Genomic DNA, 17,046 nt, shown 5'->3' with positions numbered 1-17,046 from the left:
CGACCAGCGCGATAGCTGTCGCCGGCCACCGGACAAACGACGTCGGCTGTCGGCCGGACGACTCGATCACAGATCGTGGCGTGCAGTACACGATACCAGCAGTTCGACTCGTTACTGATAGTGATTCCCTACCAGGAGAACTAATGGGTGGGGGTCTCTGGGAGGTCCTAGTACAGGTACAGTGGCCATCGACTTTCAATGGCTACGATATCAGACGGGCAGCCGGCGCATCAGCGCGGGCAGACGGTTGCGAAGCTTCGTCTTGAAGCCCCCCTCCAGCTCGTGGATGCGGGCCATCTCGTCGTCGGTCAGGGAGAACTCGAAGACAGCGAGGTTGTCGGCCAGGTGATCGCGGCTGGTGCTCTTCGGGATGGCGACGACGCCGTCCTGCTGGACCAGCCAGCGCAGTGCGACCTGTGCCGGAGTCCGGTCGTAGCGGTCGCCGATCCGGGCCAGCAGATCGTCCCCGAGGACGCGGCCCCGCGCGAGCGGGCTGTAGGCCGTCAGTGCGATCCCCGCGCCGACGCAGTACTCTCGCAGCGCCGACTGATCCTTGTAGGGATGGTACAGCACCTGATCGGCGACGATCGGGGCGTCGACGGCGTCGCCGGCCGCCCGTAGCTGCGACCGCGTGAAGTTGCTCACGCCGAGGTGTTCGACCAGCCCCCGCTCGCGCAGTTCGGCCATCGCGGCGAGGGGTTCTTCGACGGGGACGCGCGGGTGAGGCCAGTGGATCAACAGCAGATCCACGTAGTCGACGCCGAGCGTTGCCAGACTCGCTTCGACCGTCGAGACGACCGCCTCGCGCCGGAGGTTCGAGCGCCACACCTTCGTCGTCAGGAAGATGTCGTCGCGATCCACGTCGGCCGCGGCGATCCCTTCGCCGACCGCCCGCTCGTTGTCGTACACCTGTGCGGTGTCGACGTGTCGATAGCCGAGATCCAGAGCGGTCCGAACCGTCTCGGTACACGCTGTCCCGGTGTTTTGCCACGTCCCGAGCCCGATCTTCGGGATCGACGCACCGCCAGCTTCGACGTGTTCCATAGCCGACGTTGCGCCGGGACCACAAAGAACGTCGCGGCGTCGCGGGAGGGAAAGGACAATGACACTTGGCCCCGACAGTCGACGTATGAGTGCCGACACTGTTCTCGTCGAAGACGTAATGTCGACGCCGCTCGAGACGACGAGCCCGAACGCGACCGTCCGAGCCGTCGCCGAGCAGATGCGCGAAGCGAACGTCAACGGGCTCTTCGTCCCCGGTGCAGACGCAGGGATCGTCACGACGACCGACGTGGTCCACGCCGTCGCCGAGGGCGCGGACCTCTCGGAGACCCGGGTCGCAGACGTGATGACCTCCCCCGTCGAGCGCGTCGAGACGACGACGGAACTCAACGAGGCCGCGGCTATGATGACCAACTTCGGCATCAAACACCTCCCGGTGATGGACGACCACGGCGACTACGTCGGGATGGTCTCCTCGACGGACACGACCGGCGAGTTCGCCTAGGCCGTCTCGGGGCGGGCTCTTTTCTCCCGCACGCTCGAACGACCGGACATGAAAGTCGACTGCGAGGGGTGTGCCGGCTGCTGTATCGACTGGCGGCCCCTGACCGACGCCGACACCGATCACGAGCGGCGCGGCAGTCGCCAGCCACTCGACGAGACCAGCAACCTCGTCCCGCTGACCCGCCCGGAGGTGCGTGCGTTCGTCGACCGCGGTCACGGCGACGCCCTCACGCCCCGCCTGTTCGCCGACGACGACGGCGTCACCATCGACGGGCACAGCGTCGCCGCGATCGACGGCCGGCCGGCGTTCTACGTCGGCCTTCGCAAGCCGCCAAAATCCGTCGCGCCGTTCGACGCCGACCCCACCTGGCTGGAGACCTGTGTCTTCCTCGATCCCGTGACCCTCCAGTGTCGGCTCCACGACGGCGAGCTGTACCCGGACACCTGCGGAGCCTACCCCGGCGAGAACCTCTCGCTGGCCGTCGAGACCGAGTGCGAGCGCGTCGAGGCTCACGCCCCCGGCGAGGCCGCTGGCGAGCGACTCAGCGACGACGAGCCGCCGGCCGACGCCACGCCGCTGCTCGGCCCGGCCACGCTGGGCTCGAAGCTGTTCGCACACCCCGAGCCCGAGCGCCTCTCCGGCGTCGTGTCCCGCCTCGTCGCCGACGAGCTGACGGCCGCCGACCGCGCGGAGTTCGTCGCCGTCGCGGCCGCCTCCGCACCCGGGACCGGAGCGATCAGCGACGACTGGTACGAACGGTACCGCGAGCGCGCGCGGGACGCAGCGTCGTGGACCGGGCGAGCGATCGAGCGCTGGCAGACGATCGCCGACGCGGTCGGCGAGCCGGCACCGGAACCCGAATGCGCACGCGAGATCGAGGACGACGACGGCGCACCGCCGACGCCGGGGTGGGACTCGATCGACGACGACACGTCCACCTGAAGCGAGCGCTCGCCGGTCGCCGCGACGAGACGGCGCTCGTCCTGCCAGGTCCCGGCGTTGTTGACGAGCGCGTCGAGCCGGTCGTAGTCGTCGGCGATCGCGTCGGCCAGCGCACCGACGGCGTCGAGTGTCGACAGGTCCGCGTGGTGGAACGTCGCCGTGCCTGCCGTCTCCCGGCGGACCGCCCGACAGATCTCGTGGCCACGCTCGGCGTCGCGGCCGTGGACGAGGACCGTCCAGCCCCGTGCTGCCAGTCCGCGGACCGTCTCACGTCCGATCCCGCTCGTTCCCCCAGTGACCAGCGCGACCCGGCTGTCGCTCATGGCAGGTCGTTGGGCGACCGAGCGAAAAAGAGCGGGGTTACAGTGACTCGTCCTCCGGGCTGCCGGCCACCGCGAGCGAGGAGCCCCGATCGTCGTAGTACTTCCGTCCGATGTAGGCGTCGGGCAGCCGCGAGACGACCGTCTCGAACAGTTCGTCGGCGCTCTCGTAGCTGTCGTCGTCGACGTGCGCGACGATCGACGCCAGCGTCTCCGACTCGTCGCTGTCCGGCGCGATAACCGTCACCTGTCCGAGTCGGTCACGCACCGTCGAGAGGGTGACCGGGTACGACAGTTCCGCGTCGAGATACGCCCGCAGGTCGTTTCGCTCCGTCAATCGTTCCTGTGACATAACGCGACGGTGTCGACGGCCCGCCCGCCCCACCGTCGTCCGGACCTTCCCGTGACGGTACTTCGTTATAGGGTGCTTTGTGAGTCGTCGGCATCGTCGCGCCCGGCTTACCGCCACCGGGCAACCACGCGCCGGCCGGCTTACTCGTGGCCGTACACCGGGACCGGCTCGTACGGTTCTTCGAGGTACTCCATCTCCGAGGTCGAGAGGTCGATCTCCAGTGCTTCGACGGCCGCTTCGAGGTGTTCGATGCTCGACGTGCCGAGAATCGGCGCGTCGGTGTACTCGTTCTCGAAGTGCCAGGCCAGCGCGATCTGGGCCATCGTCACGCCCTTCTCGTCGGCCAGTTCCTGGACGCGCTCGTTGATCGCCTCGCTCCCCGGCCCCTCGTCGTAGGGGAGCCCGATGTTCTCCTTCTCGTGTTCGCCCCGCGTCGTGCGAGTGAACTCCTCGTGGGGGCGGGTCAGATAGCCCGCGCCGAGGGGGCTCCACGGGATGACGCCCACGTCCCACTGCTCGCAGACGGGATACATCTCGCGCTCCTCCTCGCGGTAGGTGAGGTGATAGAGGTCCTGCATCGTCTCGAAGCGGGCCAGGCCCTCGCGCTCGCTGACGTGCAGGGCCCGCTGGAACTGGTGGGCCCACATCGAGGAGGCACCGATGTGACGCACCTGGCCGCGCCGGACGGCGTCGTCCAGCGTCCGCAGCGTCGTCTCGATGGGGGTATCGTAGTCCCAGCGGTGGATCTGGTAGAGATCGACGGTGTCCATCCCCAGCCGCTCTAGCGAGGCCGACAGCTCCTGTTCGATGGCCTTCCGCGAGAGCCCCTGCCTGTTGGGATCGTCGCCCATCTCGCCGAACACCTTCGTGGCGACGACCTGCTCGTCGCGGTCGTACTCGCCGAGCACGTCGCCGAGGATCGCCTCGCTCTCGCCCGTCGAGTAGACGTTGGCCGTGTCGAAGAAGTTGATCCCGAGTTCGAGCGCGCGCTCGATCAGCGCCTCAGAGTCGTCCCGGTCGAGCATCCACTCGTCGCCGCTGCCGAAGCTCATACAGCCCAGGCAGATCTTCGAGACCTCGATCCCGGTCGAGCCGAGTGTCGTGTACTCCATACACGACCCCGTTGTGGGGACTGACCAAGTAGTCAACGGCACAGTTCTGACACGACGAGGGCGAAAACTGGCCGGCCGGAAGCCGATACACACAACTACCGGGCCGCGCACCTCCGAGCATGGACGTTGCACACGTCGCGCTGTGGGTCTCGGACATGGATCGTGCGATCGAGTTCTACACCGAACTGGGGCTGGAACGCCAGTGGTCGTTCACGCTCGACGGCGTCGAGAACGTCTACGTCGGCGGCGACCACGGCGAACTCCAGTTGCGCCACGACCCCGACCGGACGACGCCGATCGCGCCGAATCGGGCGGACGTAGACCACGTCGCGCTCACCGTCGACGACACCGAGGCGACGGTCGAGCGCGCCACCGACGCCGGTGGGACGGTCGTCACCGCGCCGACCGTGATCGAACCGGCCGACGCCTACGTCGCCTTCGTCGAGGACCCCGAGGGGTACGTCCTGGAGTTCGTGGAGCCGCTGGACTGAGAGGACTGATTTCGGCAACCGCACGTCATTCGTCAGGCAGTGAAGTTGCGATCCGCTGTAGAGGAGGTTCCACCGCATTTATTATTGTTGTCTGAGTTAACAGAATGTGGAGATTCCGCCGAAAGATTACCTCCTCATGCGAGAGGATGCGTGGTCAAGTCGATTAGAAATATTCGCCATAGGGATGTTTTCGATAGCCGTCGCAGGAGTAGTTATGTTCGGAATGAGGCCAGTCGTCCCTAACACAATCTGGATCGTCGAACTCCTCATCATCCTTTTGCTCAATGCGTTTATCCTCACATTTTCAATAATTCTCGTACCGTTCGTATCGTATCAGGTTGGTATCGGTCGGTGTGAATCGAAGTGAACTGTTTGATACTGGGTTTCTCCCTGTTGTCCAACTACCGGCCGGCTTGCTGGGGACGATTTCGCCAATACGTTCTCAAATTCCAACGAGAGATCAGTGATCGGGACTCCAGAGACGCCAACGCCCGAGACTGACCGATCGTCCAGTCCTCGGGGCGACTCGGTGGGGTATTAGTCGCTAGCGCCCGACCAGTCTGATACGATGGCAGAAGCGAAACCGGTCCAGCGAGCCGACGATCCGCTGGATCTGACTCTCTCCGAGGCGGAACTGGAGGCGTATCGCGACCACATCACCGACTTCGTCACCGAGCAGGTCGGGGCGGCCGGCGTCGAGACGGCGGTCATCGGGCTCTCGGGCGGCATCGACAGCACGCTCACCTCCCACCTCGCCGTCGAGGCGCTGGGCGCGGAGCACGTCTACGGGCTGGTGATGCCCAGCGAGGTCAACCGCGAAGCGAACATGAGCGACGCCGAGCGCGTCGCCAGCGAGCTGCTGGGGATCGAGTACGACGTGATCGAGATCGAGCCGATCGCCGACGCCTTCCTCGAGGGCTACCCCGACGCCGAGGGCGACCAGCTCGCCGTGGGCAACCTCCGGGTGCGCTGTCGGGCGGTGCTGAACTATCTCGCAGCCAACCACCGGGACTCGATCGTCCTCGGGACGGGCAACAAGAGCGAGGCGCTGGTGGGCTACTTCACCAAGTACGGCGACGGTGCCGTGGACTGTCACCCGATCGCGAATCTCTACAAGGGCCAGGTCCGCCAGCTCGCCAAACACGTCGGCGTCCCCGACGACCTCGCGGAGAAGACCGCCAGCGCCGAGATGTGGGTCGGCCAGACCGACGAAGAAGAGATGGGACTCGACTACCCGACGCTGGACTCGATTCTCGCGCTCCACGTCGAGGGCGGAGTCTCAGCCTCGGCGACGGCCGCCGAGATCGGCGTCGACGAGGACGCCGTCGCTCGGGTGCGGGCGCTGTACGAGGGCAGCGCGCACAAACGGGCTGCCCCGCCGGGTCCCGACCCGCTGTTCTGACTGTCAGTGGCCGCTCGGACGGGCGACGGTGTCAGCGGACCTGTTGCTCGGGCCCGCGCCCGATGTACTCGGCCATGAACTGCCGCATCGTCTCTTCGTCGTACTCGTCCATGTCGAGGCGCTTGGTCCAGGCCGTCAGGACGTACGTCGCCGCCGGATCCTCGACCGGCGTCGGGACCGCGAGGAAGCTCATGAAGTCGTCCGTGTACCGGTTCCCGTACTGCCGGAAGCTCTCGCGAACGTCCGGATCGATACCGTCTGGATCGTAGTAGACGACGATCGCCCCGTGTTCCAGTGCGTGGACGACCTCACCCAGCGGCGGAGCCGTCTCGTCGTCGTAGTACCCGCCCGTCGCCCAGTCGGCGTAGTGTGGCCCGGAGGTCGGCGGCATGTGCTCGTACGTGAGTTCCGTGCCCCGGTCGACGTGCTGGGTGCCTTCGGACTCCTGTGTCGTCACCTGCGAGACGACCGCCTGATCGCCGCTGTCTGGGAGACTCGATCCACCACCGCCTGCGCCCATGAACACGACGACGTAGACCACGATCGCGATCGAGAAGCCGACGACACCGATCAGGATAGCCGGCCCCAGCGAGAGGCTCCGGCCCTCGTCGCTCCCGTCGCGCTCGGCGACCCGTCGCTGATCGATCGACCCCAGCTCACCCTCGTGGGCGCTGCCGAGGTGATCGAGGTACGCGTCCTCACTGTCGAAGGACCCGTCACAGTACTCACAGTCAACCATTGTCTCGTAGTGCGCGTGGGACGGCTTCAATCCTTGCGCTTGGCCCGCGCTTCGACGAGGGTCGCGAACGCCTCGCGTTCCCGCTCGAACTGGCGGTCGTCGTCGGCCGACTCGGCGAGCAGCTCCTTGATCGTCCGGACCGCTCCGGCGTCGTTGTCGGCGACCGCGTGTGCGACCGCCAGCGGATCGTCGACGACCCGCGAAACCAGGCCGACCCGCAGCGCCTCGTCGGCGTCGACGACGCGACCGGACAGCGAGAGATCCATCGCCACGCTCCGGCCGACGGTGTCGACCAGCCGATCGGTCCCGCCCCACGCGCCGAACAGCCCCAGCGTCACGCCCGACTCGGCGAACGTCGAGCGGGGCGTACAGACCCGCAGGTCACAGGCCAGCGCGAGTTCGACGCCGCCCCCGCGTGCCGGCCCGTCGATGGCCGCGACGGTCGCCCCGTCGTAGCCAGCCAGCGCGTCCGCGACGGCCTGGCCCAGCCGAGAGAACGAACGCGCGTCGTCTCCGTCGAGGGCGTCGACGGTGTCCAGATCCGCGCCGGCACAGAACGCCGTTCCAGCGCCCCGAACTGCGACCACCGGCGCGCTCGCGTCCGCGATTCGGTCCCGGAGCGCCGCCAGCGCGTCGGCCGTCAGCGCGTTGCGGCTGTCGGGCCGGTCGATCGTCACGACCAGTACCTCGCCCGTCCGCTCGGTCCGTATCGTCCCCATGCCCGACCCGACGTTTCCAAAGGTCTTTGCCCTTCCCGTCGCTAGGCGAAGGTAATGGAGGAAGCCGCTGCGGTCCGACGAGCCGCACTGGCGGCAGTCGACGACGTCGACCCCGCTCGTCTGCGCGACCGTATCGAGGACCGGCTCAACGCCGCCTCGATGACCCCCGGCGTCTGCACGCTCGTCAGCGCGAGCGCCGCCGGCTGCGAGGGACAACTCGACGGCCTCAGCGACCGCGCCGCCGGTGTCCAGTTGATCTACGAGGGACTCCGGCTGACGCGGGCGCTGGCCCACGACGACCCCTGGGCGGGCGGCGACCGCGACGCCGCCGACTTGGACGTTCTCATCGCCGACATCCTCGTCTCACGTGGATTCTATCTGCTGGCCCGAACCGAGGCCGCCGACGCCGCCGTCGACGTGGTCCGGGCGTTCGGTACCGACCAGACCGTCCGCCGCGAGACCGACGACCCCACGCTCGATCGGAACCTCGAAGCCGACGTGCTCGAACTCGCTGCCGTGGCCGGCGTCACCGCCGCCGGGAGCCGACCCGCGCCACGCCTGCGTGAGTACGCCAGCGACCTCGTGACCGACGGGCTGCCACCCGTCGAGACGTTCGCCGACGAGGACGTACGCGAGACGCTCGCGACACTGACGACCGACGCCACGAGCGCCGACGGCGTCCGCACCTCGGCCGACCACTGAGAGAGAGTAGCGTGCCGTCCCCGAATCGTAACGCCTAAAGACAACTCCGGACAACGGATGAATGCGCGCCTGGGTAGCTTAGAGGTAAAGCGCGTCCTTGGTAAGGACGAGAGCCCGGGTTCAAATCCCGGCCTAGGCTTCTCGATTTCACTTCTGCGAGGCGCTCTGTCGCCGAGCGATCGCTGAAATCGATGAAGTCGTACCCGGAATTTGAACCCTGGAAGTCGCAGCCCCGGAAGCGCAGCGAACGCAGTGAGCGAGCATCCCGGAACGTCTTCCTCCGGTTCAAATCCCGGCCGAGGCTTTCTGCGATGAACGAAGGTGAAGAGCGAAAGCTAGACACGGGATCTGAATCACGACAGGCCGAGCGAAGCGAGGTCTGGTATCAGTTCAGATTCCTCTGGGCTTTTCTCACGACGCTGCATCGACGAGCGGATCGAACGACTCCGGGCAATGGCCGATCACCGACGAATCGACGGACGGTGACGACATCATACCGTTCTGTATCGCGGATAGCGATATATCACGTCGATCGCGGAGCCACGCTACCGAACTCCCGAAGCAGCCAGAACGTCTGCGAGAGCCGTCAACGAGTCGCAACCTCGCGAGCGTGCTCGACCACCGTCGACGGCCTCTCGCGGGGCGGCCAGTGGGCACACGAGTCGAGGACCACCAGCTCGCTCTCTGGAATGCGATCGGCCGCCCGCTCGGCCCAGGACAGCGGGACCACCTCGTCGTGGCGGCCGTGGAGGAGTCGTGTCGGGACCTCGAGCGCCGGTAGCTCGTCGACGTAGACGGTCCGGTATCCCGAGCGCGTCACCTCGGCCTCGCGGAAGCGACGGAACGCGACCCCGGCAGTAGGCCGCTTGACCTCCTCGTAGACCGCGTCGACCGCTTTTTCGGAGAGGTCGTCGAGGTCCGCGACGATCCCGTTCAGGCTCGCCTTCGTGAGCCGGCGGCTCCGGCGGAACAGGGCGATGGCGACCCGATTGAACAGTTGGACGCGCGCGAGGGCGTAGGAGAGTCGACCGTTTGGCAGCGCTCGGCCCAGTCCGTAGCTGTCGATCAACAGGAGATCGTCGACGAGAGCGGGACGGCGGAGTGCCACGCCGAGTCCGACAGCACCACCGAGCGAGAGTCCGGCGATCGAGAACGTGTCGACAGCCAGTTCGTCGAGAAACCTCGTCATAGCGTCGACGTGCCGGCCGACCGGGTAGGAGCCCGGCGGGAGAACCGTCCGGCCGTCCGTGCTCTCGCCCCTGTCGACGCCGCTCCGGCCGTACCCCAGGAGATCCGGCGCGACGACGTGACAGTCCGCGGCCAGCGGCTCGATCACCTCGCCCCAGGAGACGTGTGCTGCGTCGATGATCCCACCGTGCAGGAGGACGATCGTCGGATCCACTGGATCGCCGGCTTCGAGAAAGTGGATCGCCAGACCGTCGGTGGTGACCGTCTCACTGATCGGCATACAGAGACGACGACCGCCGGCAGCAAAAACCCACGCGCTGCCCGCCCAGCAGCGTCTCATCAGTCTGCTCGTCGGATACGACGCCGTCCCGACGAGACGGCCTATAAATCACTATCCGCGATAGAGAATGAGGGCCGTCGGTCCGCGAGCCGTCGCCTCGGGAACGGCGTCGTGTTCCACAATCGCTTTTTCACCGGTCGACGACGCCCCGAGCGATGCCCTCCACACTCGATTCGCTCGCACGATCGCTGGCGATGCCGTACTACGACGCTGCCCTCCCCGCGCACGATCGGTTCCACGCGAAACGGGTCCGCGATCTCTCCCTGCGATTCGCCGAGAGGTGGGACCGCGCTGTCGATCGCGACGTGCTGTCCGGGGCGGCGTGGCTTCACGATATCGGCCGCCCCCTGGAGCGCGTCGGGGAAATCGACGACCACGGCGAGTGGACCACGGTCACGGCCAGGGAGTTGCTGGCCGAGGAAGGCGTCGCTGCCAGCCGAATCGACGCCGTCGCACACTGCCTGCGAACTCACAGCATCCGATCGAGTTCACCGGAGCCCGAGAGCCCGGAAGCGAAGCTCCTGTTCGACGCCGACAAGCTCGATGCGACCGGTGCGGTCGGGATCGTCCGACTCGCGTGTGTCGTCGGCGAACGATCGGGGCGAACGGGGACCCAGTACGCACACCTCGACGACGCCTCGACACACGAAGCGACGACCGACCGTCGCGACATTTCGGTCCTCCGTGAGTGGGCGCGCGAACGACCGGCACGACTACACACGCCACCGGCCCGGCGGCTCGGCAGGTCGCGGTGGCGTTTCATGGAGGCGTTCTTCGAGCAGTTCGAGAGCGAGATCGGCGTGCGAGCCGACGCCTGATCGATCGTCGACAATCTCGATCCCGGTGTACGCACGGCACACGAGAGCGGTCACTATCGCCGTCGCCGCGAGCCCAGTGAATCCATCCCGACGCCGCTTTGATATCGCGGATAGCAGTTTATGGCGTGGGGCTAGCGCGTGTCTCTGGAACAGCTGCCACAGCCACAAACGTCCGTTTCACGGCGTTATATGTACCTCAACGGCGAATTCGTGAGCTGCGTCCGTCTCGAACAGATGTCGGTCGTCATGCGTGGTTGTAACCCCGTGGCGAGATTCGCCATCCGGGGTGGCGGAATCGGTCACAGCCGACAGTGTCAGAACTCGCCGGGACCGGGTGCCGGCACGCCACCGTCGTCTTCCCCGCCGAGTTCGAACTCCGCGCGGAGCTCGCGGATCCGATCGCGGATGTCTGCAGCGAGTTCGAACTCCAGGTTGTCCGCGGCCTCGGCCATCCGTGTTTCGAGCCGTTCGATCTGTCGGGCAGCCTCGTCGGCGTCGGCCGGGCCGTCACCGGCCACGTCGCTGGTGTCCGTCTCGGCACCCGGAAGCGAGGACTCGCCGATCTCTTTCTCGATAGTCGTCGGCTCGAAGCCGTGTTCCTCGTTGTACGCCTGCTGGATCTGGCGGCGGCGCTGGGTCTCCTCGATGGCCGACCGCATCGCGTCGCTCGTGTCGTCGGCGTAGAGGACGACCTCGCCGTTGACGTTGCGGGCGGCCCGCCCCATCGTCTGGACGAGCGTCGTCTCCGACCGCAGGAACCCCTCCTGGTCGGCGTCGAGAATCGCGACGAGGCTCACTTCGGGGATGTCCAGTCCCTCCCGCAGGAGGTTGATGCCGACGAGCACCTGGATCTCGCCAAGCCGCAGCGACCGGATCAGTTCGTGGCGTTCCAGCGTGTCGGTCTCGTCGTGCATGTAGGCTACGTCGACGCCGCTCTCTTCGAGATACTCGGTGAGGTCCTCGGCCATGCGTTTGGTGAGTGTCGTCACCAGCACGCGCTCCTCGTCGGGCATCGATTCGATCCGTTCGAGCAGGTCCTGGACCTGGCCGCTGGCGTCTGCGACCTCGATCGCGGGATCGATGAGGTGGGTCGGGCGGACGATCTGCTCGACGACCTGGCCGCTCTCCTCGCGCTCGTAGTCGCCCGGCGTCGCCGAGACGTACAGCGTCCGGTCGGTCTTTTCCTCGAACTCCTCGAAGGTCAGCGGACGGTTGTCGAAGGCGGTCGGCAGGCGGAAGCCGTTCTCCACCAGACTCTCCTTGCGTGACTTGTCGCCCTCGAACTGGCCTTTGATCTGGGGGATCGTCTGGTGGGACTCGTCGACGACGGTGAGGAAGTCGTCGGGGAAGTAGTCCAACAGCGTGTACGGCGCTTCGCCGCTCTCGCGGTCCGAGAGGTGGACCGAGTAGTTCTCGATCCCCGAGCAGTAGCCGGTCTCTTTCATCATCTCCAGATCGAACGTGGTCCGCTCCTCGATGCGCTGGGCCGCGACGGCGTCGCCCTGCCGTTCGAAGTAGCGGATTCGGTCTGCCAGCATGTCCTCGATCTCCTCGATCGCCCGCTGGAGGCGCTGCTCGGGGATCGAGTAGTGCTCTGCCGGGTGGAGCAAGACGGCCGGCTCCTGGCTGACGACCTCGCCTTCCAGGGGATCCATCTTCACGAGGCGGTCGATCTCGTCGCCCCACATGTCCACCCGGACGGCGTAGCGGCCGTACATCGGGTAGATCTCGACGGTGTCGCCCCGCACGCGAAAGGTCCCCTGCGTGAAGTCCACGTCGTTGCGCTCGTAGTTCAGGTCCACGAGCTGGCCCAGGAGTTCGTCGCGCTCGATCTGCTGGCCCTCCTCCAGCCGGAGGCTCATGTCGACGTAGTTGCGCGGGTCACCCAGCCCGTAGATGGCCGACACCGAGGCGACGACGATCACGTCGTCGCGGGTCAGCAGCGAGCGGGTCGCAGAGTGTCTGAGGCGGTCGATCTCGTCGTTGATCGAGGCGTCCTTGTCGATGTAGGTGTCGGTCTGCTCGACGTAGGCCTCGGGCTGGTAGTAGTCGTAGTACGAGACGAAGTACTCGACGGCGTTGTCGGGGAAGAGGCTCCGGAACTCCTCGTAGAGCTGGGCCGCCAGCGTCTTGTTGTGGGCGATGACCAGCGTCGGCTGCTGGAGCTCCTCGATCGCCCACGAGACGGTGTTGGTCTTGCCCGACCCGGTGACGCCCAGCAGGGTCTGTTTGTCCATTCCCCGCCGATATCCGTCGACGAGCTGTTCGATGGCGTCTGGCTGGTCGCCGGCTGGCTCGAACGGTGCGTCGACGCGAAACGCCGTCTCGGCGTCCGGTCGGTCCGGAGACAGTGGGCCGGAGTCGCTCATTGTCCGACAGTAGGGCTCGATCGACTTGAGCGGTGTGCTTTGGGCGGATTCGACGGTTTTCCGTGCTTTCGGCCGTGTTTTGGGGCGAGGCTCAGAATCTGGGTCGCGAAGTAATAAACTGCTGTACGCTATATCGAATGCGGCGAGTGGCGTCCGCCCGTGGTAGACAGCGGTAGCACAGTCGAAGGGCGTCACACCGACCGCACGACGGCCGGCGATCGGGTGTGCAGAGATGCGATGCGGCGACGGGCGCGACGGCCAGCCCGAGAGCTACGGGAAGATCAGTGCCGAGACCAGCACCGTCCAGGCTATTGGTCAGACGTGTGACTGGTCGTCGGCAGTTTCTGGGTCGTTAGATCCTGCTGTTCGGCCCGGAACCGTTCAACCGCCACGTCACCCTGAAGTTCCAATTGTCACGGCGCTCCTCGATTACGTCGGAGGATATCCACCAGAGAGGTCCCGGCCCACCACAGGGAAACGAGAGTAACCAAGACGCCGAACCAAGCAGGGATATCTGTGCTGCTGTACATAATGACACCGCCAGCGATTCCGGCGACGAATATCGCCAGTTCCACGTACCGAATGTCGTTGTTCGTAACATCGACCGCCGCAAAGGTCAAGAATACGAGCATGACGACCGCGGGTCCGATAACTGACGTGAAAACATCTCCCGTAGTCAAATACAACACGAGCGCGACTGCCGGTATGATAATCACGTCTTTCAGTTCGACTCGCTCACTCAGTTTTCCGACGACAGATTTCACCGTATCGACCATCCTCAGCAGACCTTGATAATACTGCCTACATGTCTTTTGTACTTCATTAAACGGCGATTATTAGCCACCCCGTCGGCCACTGTCAGAAAGGGAAATTCTGGTGGGAGCCAGTGGGATTTGGTATTAATGTCCGAACGCGACTTCACAAATAATCACTGGCGGCGCTGCACAAGGGTCACGTAGCGACAGCAGAACCCGCAGGCCGCCACAAGTACCGAATACATCGAAGTATGCCCCACATGGTGGATAGTCAACAGATCAGCCTCTTACGGACAACCCACCCAGATCCGCTACGCCGCCGTGTCGACCCGGTCCATCGTCCGCTGGATCGTCAGCCCCGAGAGCATCGAGGTGGCGATGTACCACACCGTCCAGACGTGCAGCGGTCCGATCAGTTTGGCCGTCCAGGTGATCCGGCCGAGCATCGGGAACACCGTCGCCGTCGGCGCGATGGCGGCGGCGGGCGCGACGGCCAGCCACGAGAGCCACAGAAAGATCGGTGCCGAGACCAGCACCGTCCAGGCCATCGGTCGGAGCATGTGCTTGAACATCGACAGTTGCTGGGTCATCAGCTCCTGCTGTTCGGCCCGGAGCCGTTCGACCGCCTCGTCGTCGCCGCGCTCGCGGGCGTCGTCGAGTCGCTCGCGAACGTCGGTCAGCCGGGTCTTGAGCCGCTCCATCCGTTCTTTCGACTGGAGTCGGCGGCGAATCGTCGTCGACGCCAGCGCGGTCACGACCGCGAGTAGTGTGATCGTCGCGACGAAGGGCAGTTGTGCCGCGAGCGGGCCGAGGACGGTGTTGACGCTCTGGCCGACCAGTTCGCGCCCGCCGGGCAACTGGTAGCTCGCCATCAGTGCGAGTGCGCCGACGCCTGCCAGCTTGTCCGCGCGCGACCAGCCGCCGGTCTCTGGGGCGTCGGGGTCCGCGTCGTCGAGGTCTCGCTGTGCGAGCAGTTCGCGCGCCGCGGTCGGGTCGTCGACGACGAAGCGATCACCAGCGGGGACGACGACGCCGTGGTCGAGCAGTCGGCCCCACTCGACGGGATCGATCTGTCCCCGGAGATCCGTCCACGCGACGGTTCCGTCGCCCGCCTCGGCACGGTCGAGGACGACCGCCAGCGCCACGGCGAGGTCGTCGTCCGCCCGGACGGCGTCGAAAGAACTGTCCATGCCTCAACTGGTCCCACCAGATACATGAATCTTCTTCCTCGGCGAATCCGGTCGGAAGCAGGTGATCGGCCACGCAGCGAGCGCGGTGGCCGGGACCGCAGGCACTCGACCAGGTTCGGAAATAAGCCGGCTGTTTAACAATTAAAGACCAGAATTTTGCTAGAGATTGTACATAAAGTGGCGTATAATAGCAGCTGTTTTAACAAACAGGTCGTCGAACTGCCGACTATGATCGATCGCGAGACGGTGACGGCCGCGCTCGACGGCTACCGGCCCGATCCGAACGACGCGATGTTCGAAGTACTGACCGAGCCGGCACCGGCTGTCGTCGCCATTCGAGTCGGCGACTGCTCGCCCGCCGGATTCAGGGACCTCTACCGACTCCTCTCGGCGACGACCGACGCACACGACACCGTCAACCTCTACGGGTCGACGTTCGACATCGGTCGCTACGCTGCAGTCGGTGATTCGGTCTGGGCCCGGGGACTGTTCGACTGCTGGCGAGCCATCGCGCCGGTCTGGCCGGTCAGTCCCGACGAGATGCAGTACTTCGGTCCGGCAGAACGCGAGGCGGCACGCAGCTGGGTCCGGACCGGCGAGCTCCCGGGCGATCGTGGGAGGGCTACACAGTGACGGCGGACTTCGTCGTCCACGACGCGGTGGTCGTGACCGTCGACGAGCGCAACCGCGTCTACGAGTCCGGTACCGTCGTGGTCCGGGACGGCGACATCGCGACCGTCCGAGAGAGCCGGGCGGGCGACGCCCAGATCGAGGCCGATCACGTCCTCGACGGAGCGGGACGGCTCGTGTTGCCCGGGCTCGTGAACGCCCACGCACACCTGGAGGGGACCGCGCTGACGGGTGCCTTCAGCGAGATGGGGCCGGTCGAGCTGTTCGCCCAGATGACGCCGCTGATCGCCGACATGGCCAGCGAGCACGACGACCTGCTGCGAGCGGGGTACGAGCTGGCGGCCCTGACTCACCTCCAGGGGGGCGTGACGACGGTCAACACGATGGACGTGCGCCCGGCACTGGGCGCGGACATCCTCGGCGAGGCGGGGCTGCGGGCAGTGATGGGACCCATGCTGTCAGACCTGTTCTGGGACCGGTCGGTCGACGCACAGTTCGAGCGGGCCCGCTCGTTCGTCGAGCAGTTCGACGGCAGCTACGACGGCCGCATCAGCGCCGCCCTCTGTCCCCACGACGACTGGTCGTGTACGCGCGACCTCTGGGAGCGCGTCGCAGACCTGGCCGCCGAGTACCCCGAGGTGCCAGTCCACACGCACCTGCTGGAGCTCGGCGAAAGCGACGAGATGGCCCGAGCGAACGGGAGCGACGATTCGCTCGCGCTGCTGGACGCGGTCGGGCTGCTCGACGACCGACTCGTGGGTGCGCACTTCCGGGTCGCCGACGAGAGGGACGTCGAGCGGATGAGCGAGGCCGACGCCGGTGTGGCACACTGTCCGTCCATCTTCGGCTACTACAACCTCGATCCGGAGACTCCCTGGACGCCGGTGGCCGACCTGCGCGAGGCCGGCGTGGCCGTCGGCCTCGGTCTTGACGACCACTACTGGCACGACTCCGTCGACCTGTTCGAAGAGGCGCGCTCGGCGCGCCTGCTGGCCAACCTCGACGCGGGAGCACAGCAGTACGACTCGATGGCGCTGGTCCGGATGCTCACCGCCGAGAGCGCCGACGCGGTGGGCATCGAGTCGGTCGGCCGCCTCGTCCCCGGTGCTCGTGGCGACCTCGCCGTCCTCGACGTCGACCAGGCGAAGTTCACGCCGTTGACGAACGTGGCGGCACAGCTCGCGAACGGTGCCCGCCGTTCGGACGTGGAGACGGTCGTCGTCGACGGCGAGGTGGTCGTCGAGGACGGCGTCGTCCAGACGATGGACGCGCAAGCGGTCCGGGAACGGGCCACGGCAGCCGTCGAGCAGTTCGCGGCGGCGACCGAGTGGGACCTCGGGCTCGGAACGCCCGAGCCGCCGTCACTTCGGGACGTGCTCGCCGACGCGCCAAAGCGCGGGCCGGCGAAGCTTCTGGGACGGATCGGCGCACAGAAACTGCGGGACGTGTTCAGGTGACGGCGGGGGAGAA

General features: G+C 66.3%; 17 protein-coding genes, 1 tRNA gene and 1 pseudogene. 9 read left to right on the top strand and 10 right to left on the bottom strand.

The window, feature by feature from the left end; translation table 11 throughout:
* Positions 1-210 precede the first annotated feature (210 nt).
* Complete coding sequence (locus tag IL252_RS09155; protein WP_208627742.1) at positions 211-1,044, bottom strand: aldo/keto reductase; 834 nt, start codon at positions 1,042-1,044, stop codon at positions 211-213.
* An 85-nt stretch (positions 1,045-1,129) separates the two neighbouring features.
* Between IL252_RS09155 and IL252_RS09150 the strand changes: the two genes are divergently transcribed.
* On the top strand, positions 1,130-1,507 hold the full coding sequence (locus IL252_RS09150; RefSeq protein ID WP_208627741.1) for a cyclic nucleotide-binding/CBS domain-containing protein: 378 nt from the start codon (positions 1,130-1,132) through the stop codon (positions 1,505-1,507).
* A 48-nt stretch (positions 1,508-1,555) separates the two neighbouring features.
* Positions 1,556-2,449: a YkgJ family cysteine cluster protein gene (locus IL252_RS17600; RefSeq protein WP_244256984.1), complete on the top strand. Its 894-nt coding sequence runs from the start codon at positions 1,556-1,558 to the stop codon at positions 2,447-2,449.
* Positions 2,450-2,469: 20 nt separating this feature from the next.
* Here IL252_RS17600 and IL252_RS17595 read toward each other — a convergent pair.
* The 3 genes and pseudogenes from IL252_RS17595 to IL252_RS09135 form a co-directional block, all read right to left on the bottom strand.
* Positions 2,470-2,772 (bottom strand): annotated as a pseudogene (locus tag IL252_RS17595) (SDR family NAD(P)-dependent oxidoreductase); the annotation flags it as partial.
* 37 nt (positions 2,773-2,809) lie between these two features.
* A complete protein-coding gene (locus IL252_RS09140; RefSeq protein WP_208627739.1) occupies positions 2,810-3,121 on the bottom strand; it encodes a hypothetical protein in 312 nt (103 codons plus the stop codon).
* Between the two features lie 140 nt (positions 3,122-3,261).
* Entirely contained in the window at positions 3,262-4,233 is a 972-nt protein-coding gene (locus tag IL252_RS09135) for an aldo/keto reductase (RefSeq protein WP_208627738.1), read from the bottom strand.
* A gap of 119 nt (positions 4,234-4,352) precedes the next feature.
* On the opposite strand from IL252_RS09135, the gene IL252_RS09130 reads away from it, so the two are divergent.
* Positions 4,353-4,724 (top strand): VOC family protein, encoded by a 372-nt coding sequence (locus IL252_RS09130; RefSeq protein WP_153552306.1) that lies wholly within the window; start codon positions 4,353-4,355, stop codon positions 4,722-4,724.
* A gap of 568 nt (positions 4,725-5,292) precedes the next feature.
* A complete protein-coding gene (locus IL252_RS09125; RefSeq protein WP_208627737.1) occupies positions 5,293-6,126 on the top strand; it encodes an NAD+ synthase in 834 nt (277 codons plus the stop codon).
* 31 nt (positions 6,127-6,157) lie between these two features.
* Here the strand turns inward: IL252_RS09125 and IL252_RS09120 are convergent, their stop codons facing one another.
* Positions 6,158-6,865, bottom strand: coding sequence for a DUF3105 domain-containing protein (locus tag IL252_RS09120; protein ID WP_208627736.1), 708 nt, complete (start codon positions 6,863-6,865; stop codon positions 6,158-6,160).
* Positions 6,866-6,891: 26 nt separating this feature from the next.
* Entirely contained in the window at positions 6,892-7,584 is a 693-nt protein-coding gene (locus IL252_RS09115) for an enoyl-CoA hydratase/isomerase family protein (protein ID WP_208627735.1), read from the bottom strand.
* Positions 7,585-7,638: 54 nt separating this feature from the next.
* On the opposite strand from IL252_RS09115, the gene IL252_RS09110 reads away from it, so the two are divergent.
* A complete protein-coding gene (locus IL252_RS09110; RefSeq protein WP_208627734.1) occupies positions 7,639-8,286 on the top strand; it encodes a hypothetical protein in 648 nt (215 codons plus the stop codon).
* Between the two features lie 67 nt (positions 8,287-8,353).
* Positions 8,354-8,425 (top strand) — tRNA-Thr (locus IL252_RS09105).
* A gap of 447 nt (positions 8,426-8,872) precedes the next feature.
* Here IL252_RS09105 and IL252_RS09100 read toward each other — a convergent pair.
* Positions 8,873-9,754 (bottom strand): alpha/beta fold hydrolase, encoded by an 882-nt coding sequence (locus IL252_RS09100; RefSeq protein WP_208627733.1) that lies wholly within the window; start codon positions 9,752-9,754, stop codon positions 8,873-8,875.
* A gap of 215 nt (positions 9,755-9,969) precedes the next feature.
* Here IL252_RS09100 and IL252_RS09095 point away from each other — a divergent pair, with 215 nt between their 5' ends.
* Positions 9,970-10,632 (top strand): HD domain-containing protein, encoded by a 663-nt coding sequence (locus IL252_RS09095; RefSeq protein WP_208627732.1) that lies wholly within the window; start codon positions 9,970-9,972, stop codon positions 10,630-10,632.
* A 314-nt stretch (positions 10,633-10,946) separates the two neighbouring features.
* Here IL252_RS09095 and uvrB read toward each other — a convergent pair whose 3' ends face one another.
* From uvrB to IL252_RS09080, 3 genes are all read right to left on the bottom strand, one after another.
* Entirely contained in the window at positions 10,947-13,001 is a 2,055-nt protein-coding gene (gene uvrB / locus IL252_RS09090; protein WP_208627731.1) for an excinuclease ABC subunit UvrB, read from the bottom strand.
* Between the two features lie 413 nt (positions 13,002-13,414).
* The gene (locus IL252_RS09085) at positions 13,415-13,777 is read right to left on the bottom strand and encodes a hypothetical protein (protein WP_208627730.1); all 363 of its coding nucleotides are present in this window, start codon (positions 13,775-13,777) and stop codon (positions 13,415-13,417) included.
* A 290-nt stretch (positions 13,778-14,067) separates the two neighbouring features.
* Positions 14,068-14,946, bottom strand: coding sequence for a DUF106 domain-containing protein (locus IL252_RS09080; RefSeq protein ID WP_208627729.1), 879 nt, complete (start codon positions 14,944-14,946; stop codon positions 14,068-14,070).
* Positions 14,947-15,174: 228 nt separating this feature from the next.
* Here IL252_RS09080 and IL252_RS09075 point away from each other — a divergent pair, with 228 nt between their 5' ends.
* Together IL252_RS09075 and IL252_RS09070 are read left to right on the top strand one after the other, a co-directional pair.
* Complete coding sequence (locus IL252_RS09075; RefSeq protein WP_244256982.1) at positions 15,175-15,579, top strand: STAS/SEC14 domain-containing protein; 405 nt, start codon at positions 15,175-15,177, stop codon at positions 15,577-15,579.
* Positions 15,576-17,033: an amidohydrolase family protein gene (locus IL252_RS09070; protein WP_208627728.1), complete on the top strand. Its 1,458-nt coding sequence runs from the start codon at positions 15,576-15,578 to the stop codon at positions 17,031-17,033. Before IL252_RS09075 ends, IL252_RS09070 begins: the two co-directional genes overlap by 4 nt.
* Positions 17,034-17,046 lie beyond the last annotated feature (13 nt).

The organism is Halomicrobium sp. IBSBa (genome assembly GCF_017612575.1).
GTDB lineage: Archaea > Halobacteriota > Halobacteria > Halobacteriales > Haloarculaceae > Halomicrobium.
The sequence above is the reverse complement of the archived record's forward strand: the minus strand, read 5'-3'. Positions and strand labels throughout refer to the sequence as shown.

Excerpts from the sequence above, each read along its gene's own strand:
- uvrB (WP_208627731.1), bottom strand. The coding sequence starts at position 13,001 with ATGAGCGACTCCGGCCCACTGTCTCCGGACCGACCGGACGCCGAGACG.
- IL252_RS09085 (WP_208627730.1), bottom strand. The coding sequence starts at position 13,777 with ATGGTCGATACGGTGAAATCTGTCGTCGGAAAACTGAGTGAGCGAGTC.
- IL252_RS09110 (WP_208627734.1), top strand. The coding sequence starts at position 7,639 with ATGGAGGAAGCCGCTGCGGTCCGACGAGCCGCACTGGCGGCAGTCGAC.
- IL252_RS09125 (WP_208627737.1), top strand. The coding sequence starts at position 5,293 with ATGGCAGAAGCGAAACCGGTCCAGCGAGCCGACGATCCGCTGGATCTG.
- IL252_RS09140 (WP_208627739.1), bottom strand. The coding sequence starts at position 3,121 with ATGTCACAGGAACGATTGACGGAGCGAAACGACCTGCGGGCGTATCTC.
- IL252_RS09120 (WP_208627736.1), bottom strand. The coding sequence starts at position 6,865 with ATGGTTGACTGTGAGTACTGTGACGGGTCCTTCGACAGTGAGGACGCG.
- IL252_RS09155 (WP_208627742.1), bottom strand. The coding sequence starts at position 1,044 with ATGGAACACGTCGAAGCTGGCGGTGCGTCGATCCCGAAGATCGGGCTC.
- IL252_RS09135 (WP_208627738.1), bottom strand. The coding sequence starts at position 4,233 with ATGGAGTACACGACACTCGGCTCGACCGGGATCGAGGTCTCGAAGATC.
- IL252_RS09100 (WP_208627733.1), bottom strand. The coding sequence starts at position 9,754 with ATGCCGATCAGTGAGACGGTCACCACCGACGGTCTGGCGATCCACTTT.
- IL252_RS09130 (WP_153552306.1), top strand. The coding sequence starts at position 4,353 with ATGGACGTTGCACACGTCGCGCTGTGGGTCTCGGACATGGATCGTGCG.
- IL252_RS09150 (WP_208627741.1), top strand. The coding sequence starts at position 1,130 with ATGAGTGCCGACACTGTTCTCGTCGAAGACGTAATGTCGACGCCGCTC.
- IL252_RS09115 (WP_208627735.1), bottom strand. The coding sequence starts at position 7,584 with ATGGGGACGATACGGACCGAGCGGACGGGCGAGGTACTGGTCGTGACG.
- IL252_RS17600 (WP_244256984.1), top strand. The coding sequence starts at position 1,556 with ATGAAAGTCGACTGCGAGGGGTGTGCCGGCTGCTGTATCGACTGGCGG.
- IL252_RS09080 (WP_208627729.1), bottom strand. The coding sequence starts at position 14,946 with ATGGACAGTTCTTTCGACGCCGTCCGGGCGGACGACGACCTCGCCGTG.
- IL252_RS09095 (WP_208627732.1), top strand. The coding sequence starts at position 9,970 with ATGCCCTCCACACTCGATTCGCTCGCACGATCGCTGGCGATGCCGTAC.
- IL252_RS09075 (WP_244256982.1), top strand. The coding sequence starts at position 15,175 with ATGATCGATCGCGAGACGGTGACGGCCGCGCTCGACGGCTACCGGCCC.